13 protein-coding genes are annotated in these 16,673 nt (G+C 52.0%); 7 read left to right on the top strand and 6 right to left on the bottom strand.

The window, feature by feature from the left end; translation table 11 throughout:
• Positions 1-6: 6 nt before the first annotated feature.
• Positions 7-1,806, top strand: a complete 1,800-nt coding sequence (locus DMN77_RS16000) for an ABC transporter ATP-binding protein (protein WP_483874237.1) — start codon at positions 7-9, stop codon at positions 1,804-1,806.
• Positions 1,799-3,544, top strand: coding sequence for an ABC transporter ATP-binding protein (locus tag DMN77_RS15995; protein WP_179015672.1), 1,746 nt, complete (start codon positions 1,799-1,801; stop codon positions 3,542-3,544). The genes DMN77_RS16000 and DMN77_RS15995 overlap by 8 nt, the downstream gene beginning before the upstream one ends.
• 123 nt (positions 3,545-3,667) lie before the next feature.
• Here the strand turns inward: DMN77_RS15995 and DMN77_RS15990 are convergent, their stop codons facing one another.
• From DMN77_RS15990 to DMN77_RS15965, 6 genes are all read right to left on the bottom strand, one after another.
• Positions 3,668-4,675, bottom strand: a complete 1,008-nt coding sequence (locus tag DMN77_RS15990; protein ID WP_179015671.1) for a CobW family GTP-binding protein — start codon at positions 4,673-4,675, stop codon at positions 3,668-3,670.
• A gap of 31 nt (positions 4,676-4,706) precedes the next feature.
• On the bottom strand, positions 4,707-5,720 hold the full coding sequence (locus DMN77_RS15985; protein ID WP_179015670.1) for a TIGR03943 family putative permease subunit: 1,014 nt from the start codon (positions 5,718-5,720) through the stop codon (positions 4,707-4,709).
• A 19-nt stretch (positions 5,721-5,739) separates the two neighbouring features.
• Positions 5,740-6,663, bottom strand: a complete 924-nt coding sequence (locus DMN77_RS15980; RefSeq protein ID WP_068780550.1) for a permease — start codon at positions 6,661-6,663, stop codon at positions 5,740-5,742.
• Positions 6,664-6,920: 257 nt separating this feature from the next.
• The gene (locus DMN77_RS15975) at positions 6,921-8,033 is read right to left on the bottom strand and encodes a GerAB/ArcD/ProY family transporter (RefSeq protein WP_179015669.1); all 1,113 of its coding nucleotides are present in this window, start codon (positions 8,031-8,033) and stop codon (positions 6,921-6,923) included.
• 18 nt (positions 8,034-8,051) lie between these two features.
• Positions 8,052-9,206: a Ger(x)C family spore germination protein gene (locus DMN77_RS15970; RefSeq protein WP_179015668.1), complete on the bottom strand. Its 1,155-nt coding sequence runs from the start codon at positions 9,204-9,206 to the stop codon at positions 8,052-8,054.
• Complete coding sequence (locus tag DMN77_RS15965; RefSeq protein ID WP_068780553.1) at positions 9,203-10,648, bottom strand: spore germination protein; 1,446 nt, start codon at positions 10,646-10,648, stop codon at positions 9,203-9,205. The genes DMN77_RS15970 and DMN77_RS15965 overlap by 4 nt, the downstream gene beginning before the upstream one ends.
• A gap of 258 nt (positions 10,649-10,906) precedes the next feature.
• Between DMN77_RS15965 and DMN77_RS15960 the strand changes: the two genes are divergently transcribed.
• From DMN77_RS15960 to DMN77_RS15940, 5 genes are all read left to right on the top strand, one after another.
• Positions 10,907-12,037 (top strand): NAD(P)/FAD-dependent oxidoreductase, encoded by a 1,131-nt coding sequence (locus DMN77_RS15960; RefSeq protein WP_179015667.1) that lies wholly within the window; start codon positions 10,907-10,909, stop codon positions 12,035-12,037.
• Positions 12,031-13,692 carry a nucleoside recognition domain-containing protein gene (locus DMN77_RS15955; RefSeq protein ID WP_179015666.1) on the top strand — a complete coding sequence of 554 codons (1,662 nt, stop codon included), beginning with the start codon at positions 12,031-12,033 and terminating at the stop codon, positions 13,690-13,692. Before DMN77_RS15960 ends, DMN77_RS15955 begins: the two co-directional genes overlap by 7 nt.
• A gap of 141 nt (positions 13,693-13,833) precedes the next feature.
• Entirely contained in the window at positions 13,834-14,856 is a 1,023-nt protein-coding gene (locus DMN77_RS15950; protein ID WP_179015665.1) for an ABC transporter substrate-binding protein, read from the top strand.
• Complete coding sequence (locus DMN77_RS15945) at positions 14,846-15,847, top strand: FecCD family ABC transporter permease (RefSeq protein ID WP_179015664.1); 1,002 nt, start codon at positions 14,846-14,848, stop codon at positions 15,845-15,847. The genes DMN77_RS15950 and DMN77_RS15945 overlap by 11 nt, the downstream gene beginning before the upstream one ends.
• Positions 15,844-16,659, top strand: coding sequence for an ABC transporter ATP-binding protein (locus DMN77_RS15940; RefSeq protein ID WP_179015663.1), 816 nt, complete (start codon positions 15,844-15,846; stop codon positions 16,657-16,659). The genes DMN77_RS15945 and DMN77_RS15940 overlap by 4 nt, the downstream gene beginning before the upstream one ends.
• Positions 16,660-16,673 lie beyond the last annotated feature (14 nt).

The following is a 16,673-nucleotide window of genomic DNA, read 5'->3' as shown; positions in this document are numbered from 1 at the left end:
ACAGGCATCGTGAGAGAGAAACATTGGCTGGGAACTGTCATTTCATTTACCGCCAGTTGCCGGTGGCAAATGGCGATGTCCATCATATGCGCGATCCTCAGTGTCGCCGGAGGTATTATCCCTTATGTGGGCGTATATCGAATTATTGTGTTATTTTTTCAAGGTGAAGAGACGGTATCCGGGATCGGGCTTTGGGTCGCTGTCTGTCTGGCGGGATATGCGGCCCAGTTGATCTTTTACGCGATATCCACCATTCTGGCCCATTATTCGGCATACAGCATCATCGAGCAGATCCGGCTCAAAATCGCTGATAAGCTGGTGAGCGCGCCGCTAGGTGCTGTGCTGAATCAGAGTGTAGGCAAACTGAAGAGCGTCATCGTTGACCGTGTGGAAACCATTGAACTTCCGCTGGCCCATGTAATCCCGGAGGGGATTTCCAACCTGCTGCTGCCTGCGGGCGTGTTCGTCTATTTGCTGCTGATTGATTGGCGGATGGCGCTTGCAGCCCTGTTGACTGTACCAATCGCCGCTGTAGCTTATGCTTTTGTCATGCGGACGTTTAACAAACAGTACGCCGATTATATGGAATCCAGCAACCGGGTGAACGGTGTCATCGTGGAATATATCGAAGGCATTGAAGTCATTAAGGCGTTTAACCGCTCGGCTGCGTCTTATGAAAAATATGAAAGAGCGGTCACGTCGTTCAAGGATTATACGTTAAATTGGTTTAAAAGCACCTGGAAGCTTATGAATTTCGGAGGTTCTATCTTGCCGTCGACGCTGCTCGGCACGATGCCGGTCGGCATGTATCTATATATGAACGGGTCATTAAGCCCGGCGGAGCTGACCATGTGTCTGATTTTGTCCTTGGGCATCGTGGGCCCCCTAACCAGCTTCACGGTATTCGTCAATGATGCCAAGTCGATCGAATATGCGGTCAAAGCCGCCGACGAGTATTTGAATCTGGAGATCCTGGACAACGCGGGGGAGCATACCAAGCTGAAGCATTACGATATCGAGCTGGATCACGTCTCCTTCTCCTACGAAACCGGGGATGGACAAGCGAATCAGCAAACTGCCAAAGCGCTCGCGGATATCAGCCTTAAACTGGAAGAGGGCAGCTTCACCGCGTTGGTTGGTCCTTCGGGCAGCGGCAAATCGACGATTGCCCGTTTGATCGCGCGTTTTTGGGAGCCGGGCAGCGGGGAGATCAGGCTGGGAGGAGTTAATATCAAGCAGCTCCCGCTGGCCCAGCTGGCCGATGTTGTAAGCTTCGTTGCCCAGGATAATTTTCTCTTCAACTGTTCTCTGAAGGAAAACATCAGGCTAGGCAATCCCGAAGCCTCGGATGAAGAGGTGGTCAAGGCGGCACAAGCAGCCTGCTGCGACGAGTTTATTCACAAGCTCGAGCGCGGTTACGATACCAACGCCGGGGAGGCGGGAGGAAAGCTGTCGGGGGGAGAAAAGCAGAGAATCGCCATCGCCAGAGCGATCCTGAAAAATGCGCCGGTGGTTATTTTGGATGAGGCCACCGCGTTTACAGACCCGGAAAACGAAGATAAGCTGCAGCGCTCGATCGCCGCCTTGACCCGGGGCAAGACGCTGCTTGTGATCGCACACCGGCTGTCTACCATCAGGCATGCCGATCAAATTATCGTAATGGAAAAGGGCCAGATGGTGCAGACCGGGACACATGATGAGCTGCTTCGGAGCTGCCCGCTATACAGGAATATGTGGGAGGCACATACGGGAGCCAGACGCTGGGCGGCAAATCGTGCAACGGGGAGTGTGGGGACTCATGTTTAAATCCATCGGACGTATAATGCAATGGATCGGCCCAAGAAGAAAACGGCTTTACCGCGGCTTTGTGTATTCGTTCTTTCATACCTTGTTCACAGCGATGCCTATTATGCTTGCCGCCTACGGGCTAAACCTGATTATCGAGGATAAGAACGGGGTTCGCGGATTAACGTTAGATTGGGTATTTTACATGGCGGGATTGATGGCCTTGGCGGTGGCGGGCCGCTTCTGGTTTGCTTATTTGCGGGCTTCCACCCAGGAAAGCATCGGATGTGAGGCGGCGGCGGACGAAAGAACCCGGATCGGCGGCATTTTGAAGCAGGTTCCGCTGGGCTTCTTCAGCCGCAAAAATACGGGGGAAATCGCTGCAGCAGCGACTACGGATCTGTCGTTTATCGAGCTGCTGGGGATGAAGATGATCGATGTGGTGGTGAACGGTTATATCAGCGCACTGACGATGGTGGCCTGCCTGGCGGTTTACAGCCCTCCAGTCGCGGGAGTCGCACTGACAGGAATCCTGCTGTCTGCCCTGTTCCTGAGGCTGCTGGGGAGACAAAGCCGTAAAAACGCCCCGGTTCACCAAAAAGCCCAGGACAACATGATCGCTGCCGCCATCGAGTATATAAGGGGGATGCCGGCAGTCAAGGCATTTAAGCAGGACGGGGTGTCCCGGGAAGGGATTCGCCGGGCTTTTCAAATGAGCAAGGACATTAACATCCGGATTGAGAGGAATTACGTGCCTTACAATTGCCTCCATTTGTTTGCGCTGAAAGGGGCATCCGCAGGCATTGTGGCAGTTTCAGCCATCCTTGCCGCAAACGGGGCGATGGAGTTGCCAACGATGCTGATGATGGCGATTTTCTCGTTTGTCATTTTCGGCCATGTTGAAACGGTAAACAACGCCGCTCACGTCCTTGAAGTAATCGATGCAACGCTCGATAAGCTGGAGGAGATTCATCATGCGGAATCGATTGATCAGGACAGCCAGGATATGCGATTGACGCAATATGATATTTGCTTCCGGGAGGTCGGCTTTGCCTATGATCAACGGGAGGTGCTGCGCGATGTTTCGTTCATCATGCCGGAGAACACGACGACGGCGATCGTTGGCCCTTCGGGCAGCGGCAAAACGACGATCTGCAACCTGATCGCCAAGTTTTATCTGGCGAACCGGGGCAGTGTCTCGATCGGGGGTGTGGATATCAGGGACATCACAAGCGGCAGCCTTATGGAAAATATCAGCATGGTATTCCAAAAGGTATATTTGTTCCAGGACACGATTGCGAACAATATTCGCTTCGCCAAGCCTGAAGCCGGAATGGACGAGGTGGTGGAGGCGGCAAAACAGGCCTGCTGCCACGATTTTATCATGGCGCTTCCGCAAGGTTATGATACCGTCATTGGCGATGGCGGGGCCACGCTATCCGGGGGTGAGAAGCAGCGGATTTCGATCGCCAGGGCGATGCTGAAAAACGCGCCGATTGTCATTTTGGATGAAGCCACCGCCAGCGTGGACCCGGAAAATGAGCAAGCGATCCAGCAGGCCATCAGCGCTTTGGTTCGCGGTAAAACGATCATCATTATCGCTCACCGGCTGGCGACGATCGAAAGCGCGGACCAGATCCTTGTTATGGAGGATGGACAAATCGTGCAACGCGGCAATCATGAGGAATTAAGCAAGCAGGAGGGGATCTATCAGCGATTTCTGACTATCCGCCAGACCGCGGAGGGATGGAGCATTTGAAAGAGAAAATGCAAATAGCGCACCCGCAAGTTTATGGGATGCGCTATTTGGCGTATGCGGCCGTTCAAGCGCCGTAATGAGGGGCAGCAAGCCATGAGGGCCAGCATGCAGCAAATGCATGGATCAGCCGACCACACCGGTCTGCCAGTCTGCCAGTAAGGCGGGTTCATCCAATTCGTAACCAATGATGACTATATAATAAGGACCTGGGTATTCCGTTCGTTCATGCTGGATCTGCTTGCCGGAGAACTGGATCAGCGAGGCGCTGCGGGAACCGTCCAGAAGGACGTAGCCTTTGGCGCGCAGCACATGTTTTCCCTTCGCTTTCAGCCATTTTTCCAGCTTCCTCAAAGGAACCGGAGTTTGCCCGCTCACGGGAATCAAGACGCTTTGAATGCGGGAAAAAGAAGCGTTCCCCTGCCCGCCGGGCGAGCTGGAATGTTGATGGGAACTAGGGTGATGCGGGTGAGAGACAACATTGAACCGGGCGGAGGTTGCAGCTTGACGGTTTAAAGGCTTAAGCTCGGCAATTACAGCATCGGAATTAAATTTCCCGTACATGGTGTTGTAGACAACGGCTTGCTCGTTATGTTTTTGAATCAAGCGGGCCACTTTGGACAGATGCAAGTCGGTGACAAGATCCCGCTTATTGACGAGGATCAAGTCCGCAACCTCCAGCTGTCTGCGGAGCGTATGGACAAGTTCTTTATCGGAGGAGAAAATACTGCTGTACTCCAGCACATTTTCAGCGTCGATCACGGTGATGATCTTGTGCAGGGTGACCTCGTTCAGCAGCTCAGGCTCAGCCATGGCATCGACGACTTCCTCCGGATTGGCGACGCCGGTCAGCCCGACGAGAATCACGTCGGGGGCCAAAGCGAGCAAGCCTCTGAGAGAACCGGAAATTTCGCTTTTTTTGCTGCAGCAGATACAGCCGTCAAACAGCTTCTCCAGTGGAAGCCCCTGTACAGCTTCGGACAGGATCTGGCCGTCAACATCGGCTTTGCCCAGCTCGTTCATCAAGATTGCCGGCTTGAGACTCCGGCTGTGCAGCGTTTTAATCAGCTCAAGCAGCAGTGTCGTTTTACCACTGCCCAGAAATCCGCTGAGGATGATCACGGGTGTTTGCATGAAAAATTCCTCCTGACTCGCATATCCTTATTTATTCAACACTAGTCTCCAAAAAATCAAAGTTGGGATAAATGTACGGATTGTCCGGTCTTTCGATCGGTTCAGCTTCCGTGACATCGATTTTGACAATGGTGTTTCCGTTATAGTCCGTTTGGCCGATGGTGCCTTTCAGCTTGACCCAGGTGTCATCTTTAAGCTCCGAGGCGCCGGCGTATTCGGCCATTACCCCGTAAGGAGTCGCGTCCGCCGTACAGCACTGGACGGCAATTCTGCCGACCACCAGTTGGTTGTCTGTGAGATCCGGCTCGCGGTAGACAAAACCGGCGATTTCAATCTCTTTGCCGATAAATGGCTGCCTGAATACTACAACCGAAGACAGGATCTCCATATAAATTTCCGGTTTGACACGGATAACCGGCAGCACGTAGATGCGTTTAGCCAGTTCGGCAAGCTCCTGCTCGAACTCATTCTCCGCTTGGAACAAGCCATCCAGGGATTCCGTCGCTCCACCTGATTTGCCAACCGTTGCGGCCTCAGTATTCCCGGTAGCTGCGGAAGCAGAGGGATCTTCTGGTGAAGTGGCGGAGGGATCGGCCTGAAGGTTGCCCGAATCGACCGCGGCTGCGGTTGGCGGCAAATAACCCGACGCAGCGTGGGGAGAAGCTCCAACCCCGAAGATCATGCCCTTCTTGTTGGCGAAGGAACCGCCAAGCACGGTATCGGGCAGCAGGAATCCGAGCAGTAGCGGGAGGGCAAGCACAAGGTAAAGGAGGCTTGCCTTGGGCCATGGCTGTTCCGGCGGATTGCCGCAGCAATCGCATTCGATGACGGAGCCCTTGTAGGTTCTATAGGCAACAAACCCCTGAATGACGGCGAGCGCGTAAACGGCCAGGGCCGATATTTTCACCAAAGGCATGATGCGTATGCCAATATACAATTGCAGGCTGTCCGATTCGACCAAATAGGCGATATAAGCGGAGAGGCCGAGTAATAAAACGGTTCTGACGATATGATGAAATAGAGTGATCGATTTCCGGTTTTTCATAATACGCTCCTTTCGTGCCCTACTGAAGCAGCCATTGATCCAGCCCGATGCTGAAAAGGAGCACCGTGGCCAGGATAGCCACCGCCAATGTCAATACGAATTTCGCTTTAAACGCTGATAGCAGCATCAGTGTTCCTTTTAAGTCAAGCATCGGCCCCAGCACCAGAAAGGTAATCAGAGAGCCTGCGGAAAAGGTGTTGACGAAAGAAGAGGCTACAAAGGCGTCCGAGGTGGAGCATATCGACAGAAGGTAAGCAAAGCCGGACATCAAAAGGTGGGATGACACCGGGCCTTGACCGTAGGCTGCCAATTGGCCTGTATTGATAAATGTATGTATCATTGCGGTTATCAAGGCGCCGATGGCAAGAAACTTGCTCATTTCAAAAAATTCATTCAGCGTGTGCGTAAAAAATGCAGCGAATTTGTCCGTCAAGGTATCATGGCTGCGGCTTGCGGGACCTTCATCGTAGAAGGCTTCAAGATTCAAGCGCAGCGGATTGTAGCGGACAAAGCGGTATACGATAAGTCCGACAGCGAAAGAGACAACCACGGCTAACCCCATTCTGGAGTAAATCACCTCCGGGCGATTGCGAAAGGCGGTATAGGTGGCAAAAAGTACGACCGGATTCACAATCGGTCCGCTTAAAATAAAGACCGTGGCGATATAAACCGGCATTCCTTTGGCGATAAGCCGGCGTATTACCGGAACCATGCCGCATTCGCAAATCGGAAAGAGCATGCCGGCGAGACTTGCGAACAGCATGCCGAGCAAGGGATTTCGCGGGATGATTCGCGCCAGCCGCTGCTCCGAGACGAACCATTGCAGCAAGGAGGAGAAAATTACACCGAGCAGAATAAACGGAAGAGCTTCCAGAAAAATGCTGATAAACATCGTTTTAAAAGTAAGCAGTTCTGGCGGAAAGGTTGTCTGAAGCCGTGCCATAAAATAAAAGCTCCTTTAGTAACTAATTAATATGCATCGCTCCCATTATATTAATAGTAATTTTTACAATTAACAATCGTTTGGGCTAAATTTTTTGTTATTTAGGTGTTAAAAGAAATTTATAAGTGGATAGAGCAGGCAGATTTCACCTGAAGAAGTACTGCCTTAAAGAGCCTGGGTGAGTGGGGGGAAGTGAGTGTAAATATACAATTCAACATCGTCACGTCGCGGGGCTAAGCTGGTGGTAAGCGCCGCCATTAAGCGGTTTCCGCTTCAGGCGGCGCTTTTTTGCGTCTGCGGTAAGGTCCGATCAGATAGGCGGCCGTGTAATAAACCGGGATGCATTCGACGATCGCCCAAATGATCACAACTTCAAAAGAATAATAGTGCTGTTGGTAGAGAGACAAATGGTTGGCGTAATAGAATGCCGTCACCATGGCGATCAGGGTACAAAATACGATGAAAAAGCTATTCCCCTTGCCTTTTGTGAAGTGCATTGCACAGCGAGACGCCGTATAGATCAAAAAAGAGCTGTGCAGGAACATCGACGTGGTCCATAATCCAATCAGCAACGGAGCGACTTTGGATAAAATCCGGTCCGGCTCCATACTGCGGATGATTTCCAGATACGGATACTGAAACTGACGGCCCAGATCAGGAGTGAAATTTAATATTACAAGCAGCCAGCCGAGGATAACGAGAACGCAGATGGTGGTAGCTACGGCCAGTAAATTTTTGAAAACTTTGGTATCCAGCTTCATTTCCGGAACGATAAAGAAGAAGACGACCCAGTCGGCAAACCAGGAGAGCGTGGTTAAACTGTTTGTGAATTGACCGGACGTATCCCAGTAGTGAGTCAGTGCGGAAAGCATTCGAAAATCCGCCTGTTGGCTGAATAAACAAAACATCAAAAACGTTGCCGAGATAATGAGCAGGAACAAGCCGTCCGACATATAGGCCATAATCCGAAAGCCGCGTAGAGCGGTATAGATGATGACGGGAACGATAACAGCTTGAATAAACCAGGGAGGTGTATCCCTCAAGTAATTGGAGCCGAAGAAGAGCGCGAAGCTCTCGATGTCATAGGAGGTGTAGTAGATGCACCAGAGCAGCAAGAGGAGCACAAATAATCCGTGCAGCCATTTGCCCATTAAGGATTTTCCGAATTGCACCCAGGGTTGATCCGGATACCTGCTGCCGATATAAATCATGCTTAACAAAATCATCAGGCTGAGTAAATATCCTCCGATGATTCCAATCCAAGCCTGGTAGGTGCTATTCGACAGCAAAGCCGGCACCAGGAAGACGGCGGACTGGGAATTAAAATAAACAAAGGCAAAACGGAACAATTGCCATGGCGTCGTACGCATTTTTATGCCTTCTTTCCATCAGGAATCAGGAACTTGTTTTCCAAAATCGTTAATCTTAAAATCGGTTGCTACATTGATAATGGCATCCCTATGGTATATTTGCTCCCATTTTTTGCTATTTTCTTTCCAGTAAGCGGGATATTTCCACTCCAACAGCTGGCCCAGCTTCAACACGTCAGCTGAAGCCTGTCGCGTAGCCTCCATTGCACGTTCCAGATCGCTGCCGATCCGTTCGTTAAGGTTGTCGATGATCAGCTCCGAGAGCTGCGTTGAATCCTGTATTTTATTTTGCTGCAGCCTGCTGACACTGGCTCGGCCTTTGAGATAAATGGTAAAGACAGGACGGCCTTTTTGCAGTTCAACCTTGTATTTGGAGGAGGTTTTCGTAAAAAAAACGCTGGCCTGGCTTTTTCCCTGATCCCAAGCGATAGAATATACCGGATTCTTCAAACGCCCGTATGCCCAGGCAAGAGCCCTGCCTTCTTCAACGCCCAGAATTCCTTTCATTTTCTCCCGATTAAATAGCATGACACCGTTAATCCCCGTCCAATTCATGTTTTGATTTGGCTGCTCTTCGGAGGGAATGTGGCTGGTAGTCAAAAAAGTAAGCGGAAAGCCAAACCCTGAAGCGTTGGAAATCAGACATTCCTTGGCGTTGGTGTCCACCATATGTCGTTTGGAAGCAAAACTGACCAAAATTTGCGTAGGAATTTGCTCGTAAACCGGCGTTAACCTGGATACTTCTTTCACACTATCGGTAGCCAGAATAAAAGCACCCATAGATACCGAGGACTCCCGTTTGATCCATTCCAGCAAATCCCCGATCCCCTGCATGGCGTATTTTTTGCCGATCAGGATAACGCGGATTTCGGACAGGTTGAGTCTTCGAGTCATATCCGCCTGGATTTTTTGCAGCGCTTCAGGGATATTTTTCGCCGTTTTGGTAATGGTGGAATACGACTTTTCATCTGGACTATTGCCGCCTGCGATCTGCCCATTGTTCAAATGGTTGGGCAGCGGCGTGCTGATGGTGACTTTGAGGGTTCCGGGTACATCGCCGGCATCGACGAAAAGGCCATAAACAAACACCCATTCATCCAGCTCTATTTTAGACCAGCAACCCGTACATCCGACCAACAGCAGCAAAAGGGTGCAGCATTTCAGTATTCTCATGGATGTTTTTTCCCCTTTCGCCCACGTCTGTTGACAAATGAGCCAGTTCGCATATTTCCCAAAGGGAACGGAAAGCGAAAAAAGGTATCCTTCCACTCCGACAGAACCAGCGGGGCCAGCGGTTCCAGGTAAGGCTTATTGTATGATTTTAAAGAGGCCATGTGGGCGTAAATAAGAAAGGATCCTATGATTACCCCGATTAATCCCATAGTCCCTCCCAAAATCATTAGCGGGAAGCGCAGCAGTCTGAAAGCAAGCCCCAACTCCAGATGCGGAATAATATAGGAAGCAATTCCCGTGATGGAGACAACGATAACCATGGGGGCGGACACGATGCCGGCCTGTACCGCTGCTTGCCCAATGACGATACCGCCAATGATCGATACCGTCTGTCCTATAGGCTTGGGAATGCGGGTACCCGCTTCCCGCAAAGCTTCGAAAGTGAGCTCCATCACGAATCCTTCGATTAATGCGGAGAACGGAATGTTCTCGCGGGCTGAAGCGATGGTAATCAACAGGTTCGACGGAATGATCTGGGGGTGAAATGTCGTAATAGCTATATATAGTGAAGGCATCAGCAGGGCGATCATGGCAAAAAGAAACCGGACGATACGGATCCAACTGGCTGAGTAATAGTTCTGATAATAGTCCTCGGAGGATTGCAGCAAGGAGAACATTGTCATCGGAACCACCAGTACGCTAGGATTGCCCTCAAGCATGATGCCAACCCGTCCTTCCAGCAACGAGGCTGCCACAGCATCCGGACGCTCTGTGTAATGAAAGAGCGGGAACATGGAGAGATTGTCCTGAAGATATTCGGCCAAATAGCTGGCGCCGAACACACCATCTACAGAAATGGCCTTCAGTTTCCGTTCGATATCCTCTACCATTTCCTTGTCTGCCAAGCCTTCAATATAAATTACGCAAGTTGTGGATTTGGTAAATTTTCCAATCATCATTTTTTTTACCTTGAGTGCGGGATGTTTCAGTTTGTGGCGCAGCAGGGACAAATTGCTATCGATATCCTCGATAAACGCTTCTTGGGGACCTACGATCACCATCTCGTGCTGCGATTCTGTAACCGATCTTTTCTTATATTGAGTCACTTCAAAACAATAAAAAACGGGATGGCCTTCAATGCAGAGCACCGCTTGACCAAGTACGATACATTCCACCGCTTCTTCCGGGGTGGACACCTGAGTATAAGGGACAGGGACGGCGGTCCCGGCGGACAGTTCGGCTTTGAAATCCGCCCAGGTTGCTCCAGGTTGCGCTCCTCCTTGCAGTGAGGGGACGATATATTCCTGAATCGCAAGACTGTCTGTGATAGAGGAAATATAGATTAAAGTCCCGTGCCGTCCGTATATCCATTGCGGTTTATAGACGATGTCTGCGCAGTCGGACAGCAGCTTGGTAATGGTATGCAGTTGGTTGTCGTCCATATCCAGCTCCTAAATAAGTTTGATATTTATAGCTTAGGATGCAAAAAAAAGCAGAAAATATGCCCCTTTTTCATAGTTGTGTTTTATTTTAAAAGATCGACAAAGGATTTGAGATTTCCTGTTGACAAGGAAAAGAAGAGATTATTATACTACCTATATCGTAATTTTTACGATTAAGCAGATTTTATGCTGGGCGTTTAGAAGAAAAGTTATCGCTACTAATAGTAAAAATTACGATTTTAAAACAGGGAGGTGCTGATGTTGGAAATACTCGATTGCATCATTATTGGCGGAGGAGCCGCGGGAATCGGTTTGGGCAGTCTGCTGCAAGAACTGAAGCTGGAACATTTCCGTATTCTTGAAAGGAGCGACATTGGCGCTTCCTTTCGCATGTGGCCCAAAGAGATGCGAATGATCACCCCATCCTTTACGGGCAACGCCTATAGCATGCTGGATTTAAACTCTATTACGCTGGATACCTCGCCAGCCTATACGCTGGGAACGGAGCACCCTTCGGGAGAGGAGTATGCGGATTACTTGCAGGCGGTAGCCGAGTATAAGGAGCTGCCTGTTCAAACCGGGGTAGATGTGACAGGCATACATGCTCAACCGGACGGGAGCTTTGAGCTTGATACATCAGCAGGCATTCTGCGCAGCAAATTTGTGATCTGGGCCGCTGGAGAGTTCCAGTATCCGCGATTGGACAGCTTTCCCGGCGCGGAATACGGCATTCATAACAGTCTGGTCGCAGAGTGGAAAGAGATCGCAGACGAGGAGCATATCGTGATCGGAGGTTATGAGAGCGGGGCTGACGCTGCAATCCATCTGGCAGGATTAGGTAGGAAGGTCACGATTATCGGGCGCAATATCCGCTGGGTGGAAAAAGGCAGCAGCGATCAGAGTATGGAAATATCGCCTTTTACCAAGGACCGTCTGAGGAATGTAGCGGATGGTCGGGTGGAATTGTTGGATGGGTATGAGGCTCAGCGGATTGAACCGGCTGATGGCGGGGGGTATCACGTGTATTGTGAAGATGCTTCGGGCAGCCTCCATATCCTTAAGACAAGTTCTGCTCCTATTCTGGCTACCGGCTTTCGAGGCAGTCTGGAGCTTATCGGGCCTTTATTTGATCGGGACGATCATGGTTCAGCGCTGCTTAACGAATTTGATGAGTCCGTGCGGACGCCGGGGCTTTTCGTGTCCGGGCCAAGCGTAAGCCACGAGCATTTGGTATTTTGCTTTATTTATAAATTCAGACAGCGCTTTGGTGTCGTGGCCGGAGAGATCGCCAGACGGTTGGGACTGGATACGGCTGTGCTGGAGAAATATCGCAAACAGGGGATGTTGTTGAGCGACCTGAGCTGCTGCGAAGAGGATTGCCAATGCTGACAAAAGCGGAGGTCGGACGGCAAAGCGTAGTTATGATCGGCTTTGAGTCCTCCGGCAAGTCAGCTCTTTTCCGTGGACTAACGGGGCAGGAGACAGGGGAGGAAGCCAATTTTCGCGGCTCCACTGTGATAACGCGCCGAGGAGCTGTGACAGCTTCTATAGATTTGGACGATGTTCCCGGCATCCGGGCGGGCGATGATAGCGACACCACAACTATAGCTCTAAAAGCCGCCGCGGATGCGGATATTGTAATGCTGGTCGTCAGAGCCACGCATGTGGCAAAGGAGCTTCCGCTGCTGCTGCGATCGGTAAATACGGACGGCAAGCGGGCGACACTGGTGCTAACCTTCGCCGACAAGCTTCCGGCGGGACTGTCCGAGCTTCAGCAATATTTCTCTGACTGGCTGGGCATTCCCGTCTACTTGCTGAACGCCCGCAGATTGATGCTGGAGGACAGGACAGCGTTGATCCGGCTTTTAAAGAGAGCGGGTCCAATCCGCTCCGGAGCCGCCCATTTAATGCCTTCCCACTTTCCTGTCGTGCAGCCGCAGGCTACCTGGTTTGAGCATCCGCTCTGGGGGCGCCCTTTGTCGCTTGCGCTCACACTTTTGCTGTTTGCGGTACCGGTGTGGTTGGCCTATCTGTTCTCAGCCTGGATACAGCCCGTCGTTGATCAGAATGTGCTTGATCCGATCAAGCAGGGGCTTAGCGGCTGGCCTTTCCTGCTTCGTTCTTTCTTTATAGGCGATTATGGATTGTTGACCCTCGGCTGCTATTCCTTTCTGTGGGCGTTTCCGGTCGTTCTGCTGCTGGGCCTTAGCGTGGCATTGGCGGAAGAGAGCGGCGTCAAGGACCGAATTACCGATTCCCTGGACGGCTGGCTACGCGTTATCGGGTTAAGCGGCCGCGATTTGATCCCCGTGCTGTCGGGATTTGGCTGCAATGTTGTTGCGGTCTTCCAAAGCCGGGCCTGCAGCGCTTGCACCCGAAAATCCTGTATATCGCTGATCACTTTTGGTTCCGCCTGCAGCTATCAGATCGGCGCTTCCTTGTCCGTGTTCGGCTCGGCTGGGCATCCTTGGCTGTTTTTGCCCTACATAGCAGCACTTGGGCTTGTTGGAGCGCTGCATACCCGGATTTGGAACCGGAAGCCAGGACATATCTCCGCCCCGTCCTACGAAGCTCAAAGCTTCCTGCAAAAACCGGGAGTTCGCGCTGTACAATGGCGGCTTCGCACGGTGATCAAGCAGTTCTTGCTCCAGGCTATGCCCATTTTTCTTATCATTTGTGTGATCGCTGCCGCTTTGCAATGGGCCGGGGTGATGACCTGGTTTTCGGCTCTAGCGGAGCCTGTTCTCAGATTGTTTCATCTCCCGCCCGATGCCGCGAGCGGCATTGTTTTTTCCGTAATACGTAAAGACGGATTACTGGTGTTAAACCAGGGAGAAGGGGAACTGTTGCGTTCTATGCCTGCCAATCAGGTTTTTCTGTTGGTCTATCTCGCTTCTACACTAACAGCCTGCCTGGTTACCTTGTGGACGGTGAAAAAGGAAATGGGCTGGCCCTTTGCCGCCAAGCTGGCCGGGAAGCAAGCAGCAACCTCGCTGGTATCTTCGGGAATGATCATGCTTATTGGGGAAGCAGTAAGCGGCTGAACCTGTCACCATTCCATGCTGAAGTAAAGCGCAGCAGGAACTAGGGCAAGAACAGACAACGGAAGTTCATTAGAGATAAAACAAACATTATTCTGTGCTTAAATAGTAAAAATTACGCTTTTAATTGGGAGGAAGAGATCTATGTATCCATTCAAGCATTTTACACTTACCCTATTGGCAGCTCTACTGCTGATATTGGCCGCCGGCTGCGGGAAGCCGCCAGCAGCTGACAATGCGGTGGAATCATCAGAAGCTGGCTCTGCGGCTCCAGCCGTTCAGTTATCTGAGCCTGCAGATGCCCCTTTTCTAACGTTTACGGACGATGCCGGCCGTGAGGTAGAGCTTCCAGCACAGCCGCAAAGAATTGTTGTATTGTCCCCGCAGCTTCTCGATTTATGGTATGCGGTAGATGGTACAGCGATCGCCCGGGCTACTTCAACGGGAGGAAGCGTGCCGGACAAAGCCAAGGAAATTGAGGATGTTGGAGGCATGACAACGGTCAACACAGAAAAACTGCTGTCTCTCAAGCCCGATCTGGTGCTCGGGTCGACCTCGTTTCATAGCGAACTGGCAGGCATTTTGGAAGAAAGCAAGGTTCCGTTTGCTCTTTTTACACTCAGTACCTACACGGATTTGAAGGAGAAGGCGCAATTGTTCGGCAAGCTGGCTGGTACAGAAGCAAAAGCCGCTGAGGCGTTATCCACGCTGGAGAGCCAAATCACCGACTTGACGGCAAAAGCGCCTGCTGATCAGGCTCCCACTTTTATTATGCTAAACGTTACGCCAAGCAGTATTTCCGTGCAGCGTGAGCACACCGTAGGGTTGGAAGTAGCTGAGATGCTGCATATGAAGAATGTAGCGGCTACACTGGAGGCTTCGCAAAAAAGTCCATCGACGGCACCGTTCAGTCTGGAGAAAATCGTGGAGCTGGATCCGGATTATGTCTTTATCTTGATCCACGGGGCTCGCGAGGACGGAGAGAAGAAGATCGAGTCGGATCTGGCAGGACAACCGGCTTGGGCTTCGTTGCGTGCGATCAAGGAAAAGCGGATGGCGATTTTGCCTTCCGATCTGCTGCTGTCGAATCCGGGCTTCCGATTGAACGAGTCGGTTGAATATTTGGCCAAACTTGTATATCCCGATGCTTATACCGATGGCAACTAATCTTAAACGCGAACCGGCTCGCAAAGGTGTTCTTGTCCTCGCTGTTTTGGCGGTTGCAGCACTTGCAGGGATTTCGCTCAGCATTGGCACCGGAGCCGTCTCGATTTCACTGGGGGATATTTGGCGGTATCTGTTTCACGGCTTCGATGGTCCTATGAGGGAAGTGATCTGGAATATTCGCCTGCCTCGCACATTGGTTGCAGCGCTGGTGGGCGTAAATCTTGCCTTATCCGGGGCGATTCTGCAGGGAGTCATGCGCAATCCGCTGGCTGATCCGCATATCATCGGGGTCTCCTCGGGAGCCGGATTGCTTGGTATCATCATTCTAATTTTGTTTCCGCAGGCCTGGTCGCTGCTGACGCCGGCAGCCTTTATCGGTGCTGCAGGGGCGGCGGCAATCATTTATTTATTGGCCTGGAAGCAGGGCGTTCAGCCGGTACGCATCATTCTCGCGGGAGTGGCGGTCTCCGCTTTTCTTGGCTCCGGTATTTCGGCGCTGCTGACCTTCTACAGCGACCGGGTCAATGGAGCGCTGGTGTTCCTGGTGGGCGGACTGGCGGCCAAGAGCTGGCCGGAGCTGCACATGATGCTTCCTTATTCACTGGTTGGCGTCAGTCTGGCGCTCTCCGGCTCGGTATACCTGAACCTGCTTGCGCTGGGGGATTCGAATGCACGCGGCCTGGGAATGAGAGTGGAGGCCGCCCGGCTGCTGCTGACAGTTATCGCTACGCTGCTGGCGGCCAGTGCGGTCAGCGTTGTTGGCCTGCTTGGCTTTGTCGGCCTGATCGTGCCACACTCCGCCCGGCTGCTGATCGGCAGCGATTACCGATTGCTGCTGCCCGCTTCCGCTCTGCTCGGCGCAGCCGTTGTCACCGTCTGCGATACGTTGGCTCGTCTGATGTTCGCGCCGATTGAGCTTCCGGTTGGCATTATCCTGGGGGCTCTTGGTGCGCCGTTTTTTCTGTATTTGTTAAGGAGGGAGAGAGAATGACGGCATTGCAGCTGGATAATATAGCTGTCCAATACAATAACCGCTCCGTGATTGAGCGTCTGAACTGGAGCGCTGACGAAGGCAAAATCTATAGCATTATCGGCCCGAACGGCTGCGGCAAGAGCACCTTGCTTAAGGTGATTGCCGGGCAGCTAAAGCCGGCCGGGGGTTCAGTCCTGCTTGACGGCGAGCCCATCGGCAGCTATACGAGGCGTCGTCTTGCCAGATATCTGTCCATGCTGCAGCAAAGTCAGGATAAACCGCCGGACATGACGGTGCGCACTCTGGTTGGCTATGGGCGATTCCCCCACAAGCCGGCCTGGGCAGGCATGAGCAAGGAGGATGAGGACATCGTTGATTGGGCTTTGACGCAGACCGGAACTTTGCAGTTTGCGGATCGCAAGCTGTCCGCCTTGTCCGGCGGAGAGCGGCAACGGGTCTGGATCGCCTTCGCGCTGGCGCAGCAGCCGCGCCTTCTGCTGCTTGACGAGCCGACAACCTATCTGGATGTCAGCCATCAATGGGAGATCATGGACCTCATATCCGATATAAACCGCAAGTACGGCATGACGATCCTGATGGTGCTGCACGATATGAATCATGCCGCTGCCTATTCCCACGAGATTATGGTGATGGACAAAGGACAGGTGTATGCCAGCGGCTCCCCCGCGGACACGATTACTGAGCGAACGCCCGGCGAGGTGTTCGGCGTGAGGGGGCGCATCGAGCCCAACGCTGCAGACGCGCGACTGACCTGTCTTGTGACAGGCCTTCTCGCGGACAGCGGAGCGGACGGGACAGAGATGAAATAGATATCAGAATGGGA

The organism is Paenibacillus sp. 79R4 (genome assembly GCF_013393165.1).
GTDB lineage: Bacteria > Bacillota > Bacilli > Paenibacillales > Paenibacillaceae > Fontibacillus.
Note: the sequence above shows the minus strand (reverse complement) of the source record. Positions and strands in the feature narration are given on the sequence as shown.

Excerpts from the sequence above, each read along its gene's own strand:
- DMN77_RS15995 (WP_179015672.1), top strand. The coding sequence starts at position 1,799 with ATGTTTAAATCCATCGGACGTATAATGCAATGGATCGGCCCAAGAAGA.
- DMN77_RS15990 (WP_179015671.1), bottom strand. The coding sequence starts at position 4,675 with ATGCAAACACCCGTGATCATCCTCAGCGGATTTCTGGGCAGTGGTAAA.
- DMN77_RS15985 (WP_179015670.1), bottom strand. The coding sequence starts at position 5,720 with ATGAAAAACCGGAAATCGATCACTCTATTTCATCATATCGTCAGAACC.
- DMN77_RS15980 (WP_068780550.1), bottom strand. The coding sequence starts at position 6,663 with ATGGCACGGCTTCAGACAACCTTTCCGCCAGAACTGCTTACTTTTAAA.
- DMN77_RS15975 (WP_179015669.1), bottom strand. The coding sequence starts at position 8,033 with ATGCGTACGACGCCATGGCAATTGTTCCGTTTTGCCTTTGTTTATTTT.
- DMN77_RS15970 (WP_179015668.1), bottom strand. The coding sequence starts at position 9,206 with ATGAGAATACTGAAATGCTGCACCCTTTTGCTGCTGTTGGTCGGATGT.
- DMN77_RS15965 (WP_068780553.1), bottom strand. The coding sequence starts at position 10,648 with ATGGACGACAACCAACTGCATACCATTACCAAGCTGCTGTCCGACTGC.
- DMN77_RS15960 (WP_179015667.1), top strand. The coding sequence starts at position 10,907 with ATGTTGGAAATACTCGATTGCATCATTATTGGCGGAGGAGCCGCGGGA.
- DMN77_RS15955 (WP_179015666.1), top strand. The coding sequence starts at position 12,031 with ATGCTGACAAAAGCGGAGGTCGGACGGCAAAGCGTAGTTATGATCGGC.
- DMN77_RS15950 (WP_179015665.1), top strand. The coding sequence starts at position 13,834 with ATGTATCCATTCAAGCATTTTACACTTACCCTATTGGCAGCTCTACTG.
- DMN77_RS15945 (WP_179015664.1), top strand. The coding sequence starts at position 14,846 with ATGGCAACTAATCTTAAACGCGAACCGGCTCGCAAAGGTGTTCTTGTC.
- DMN77_RS15940 (WP_179015663.1), top strand. The coding sequence starts at position 15,844 with ATGACGGCATTGCAGCTGGATAATATAGCTGTCCAATACAATAACCGC.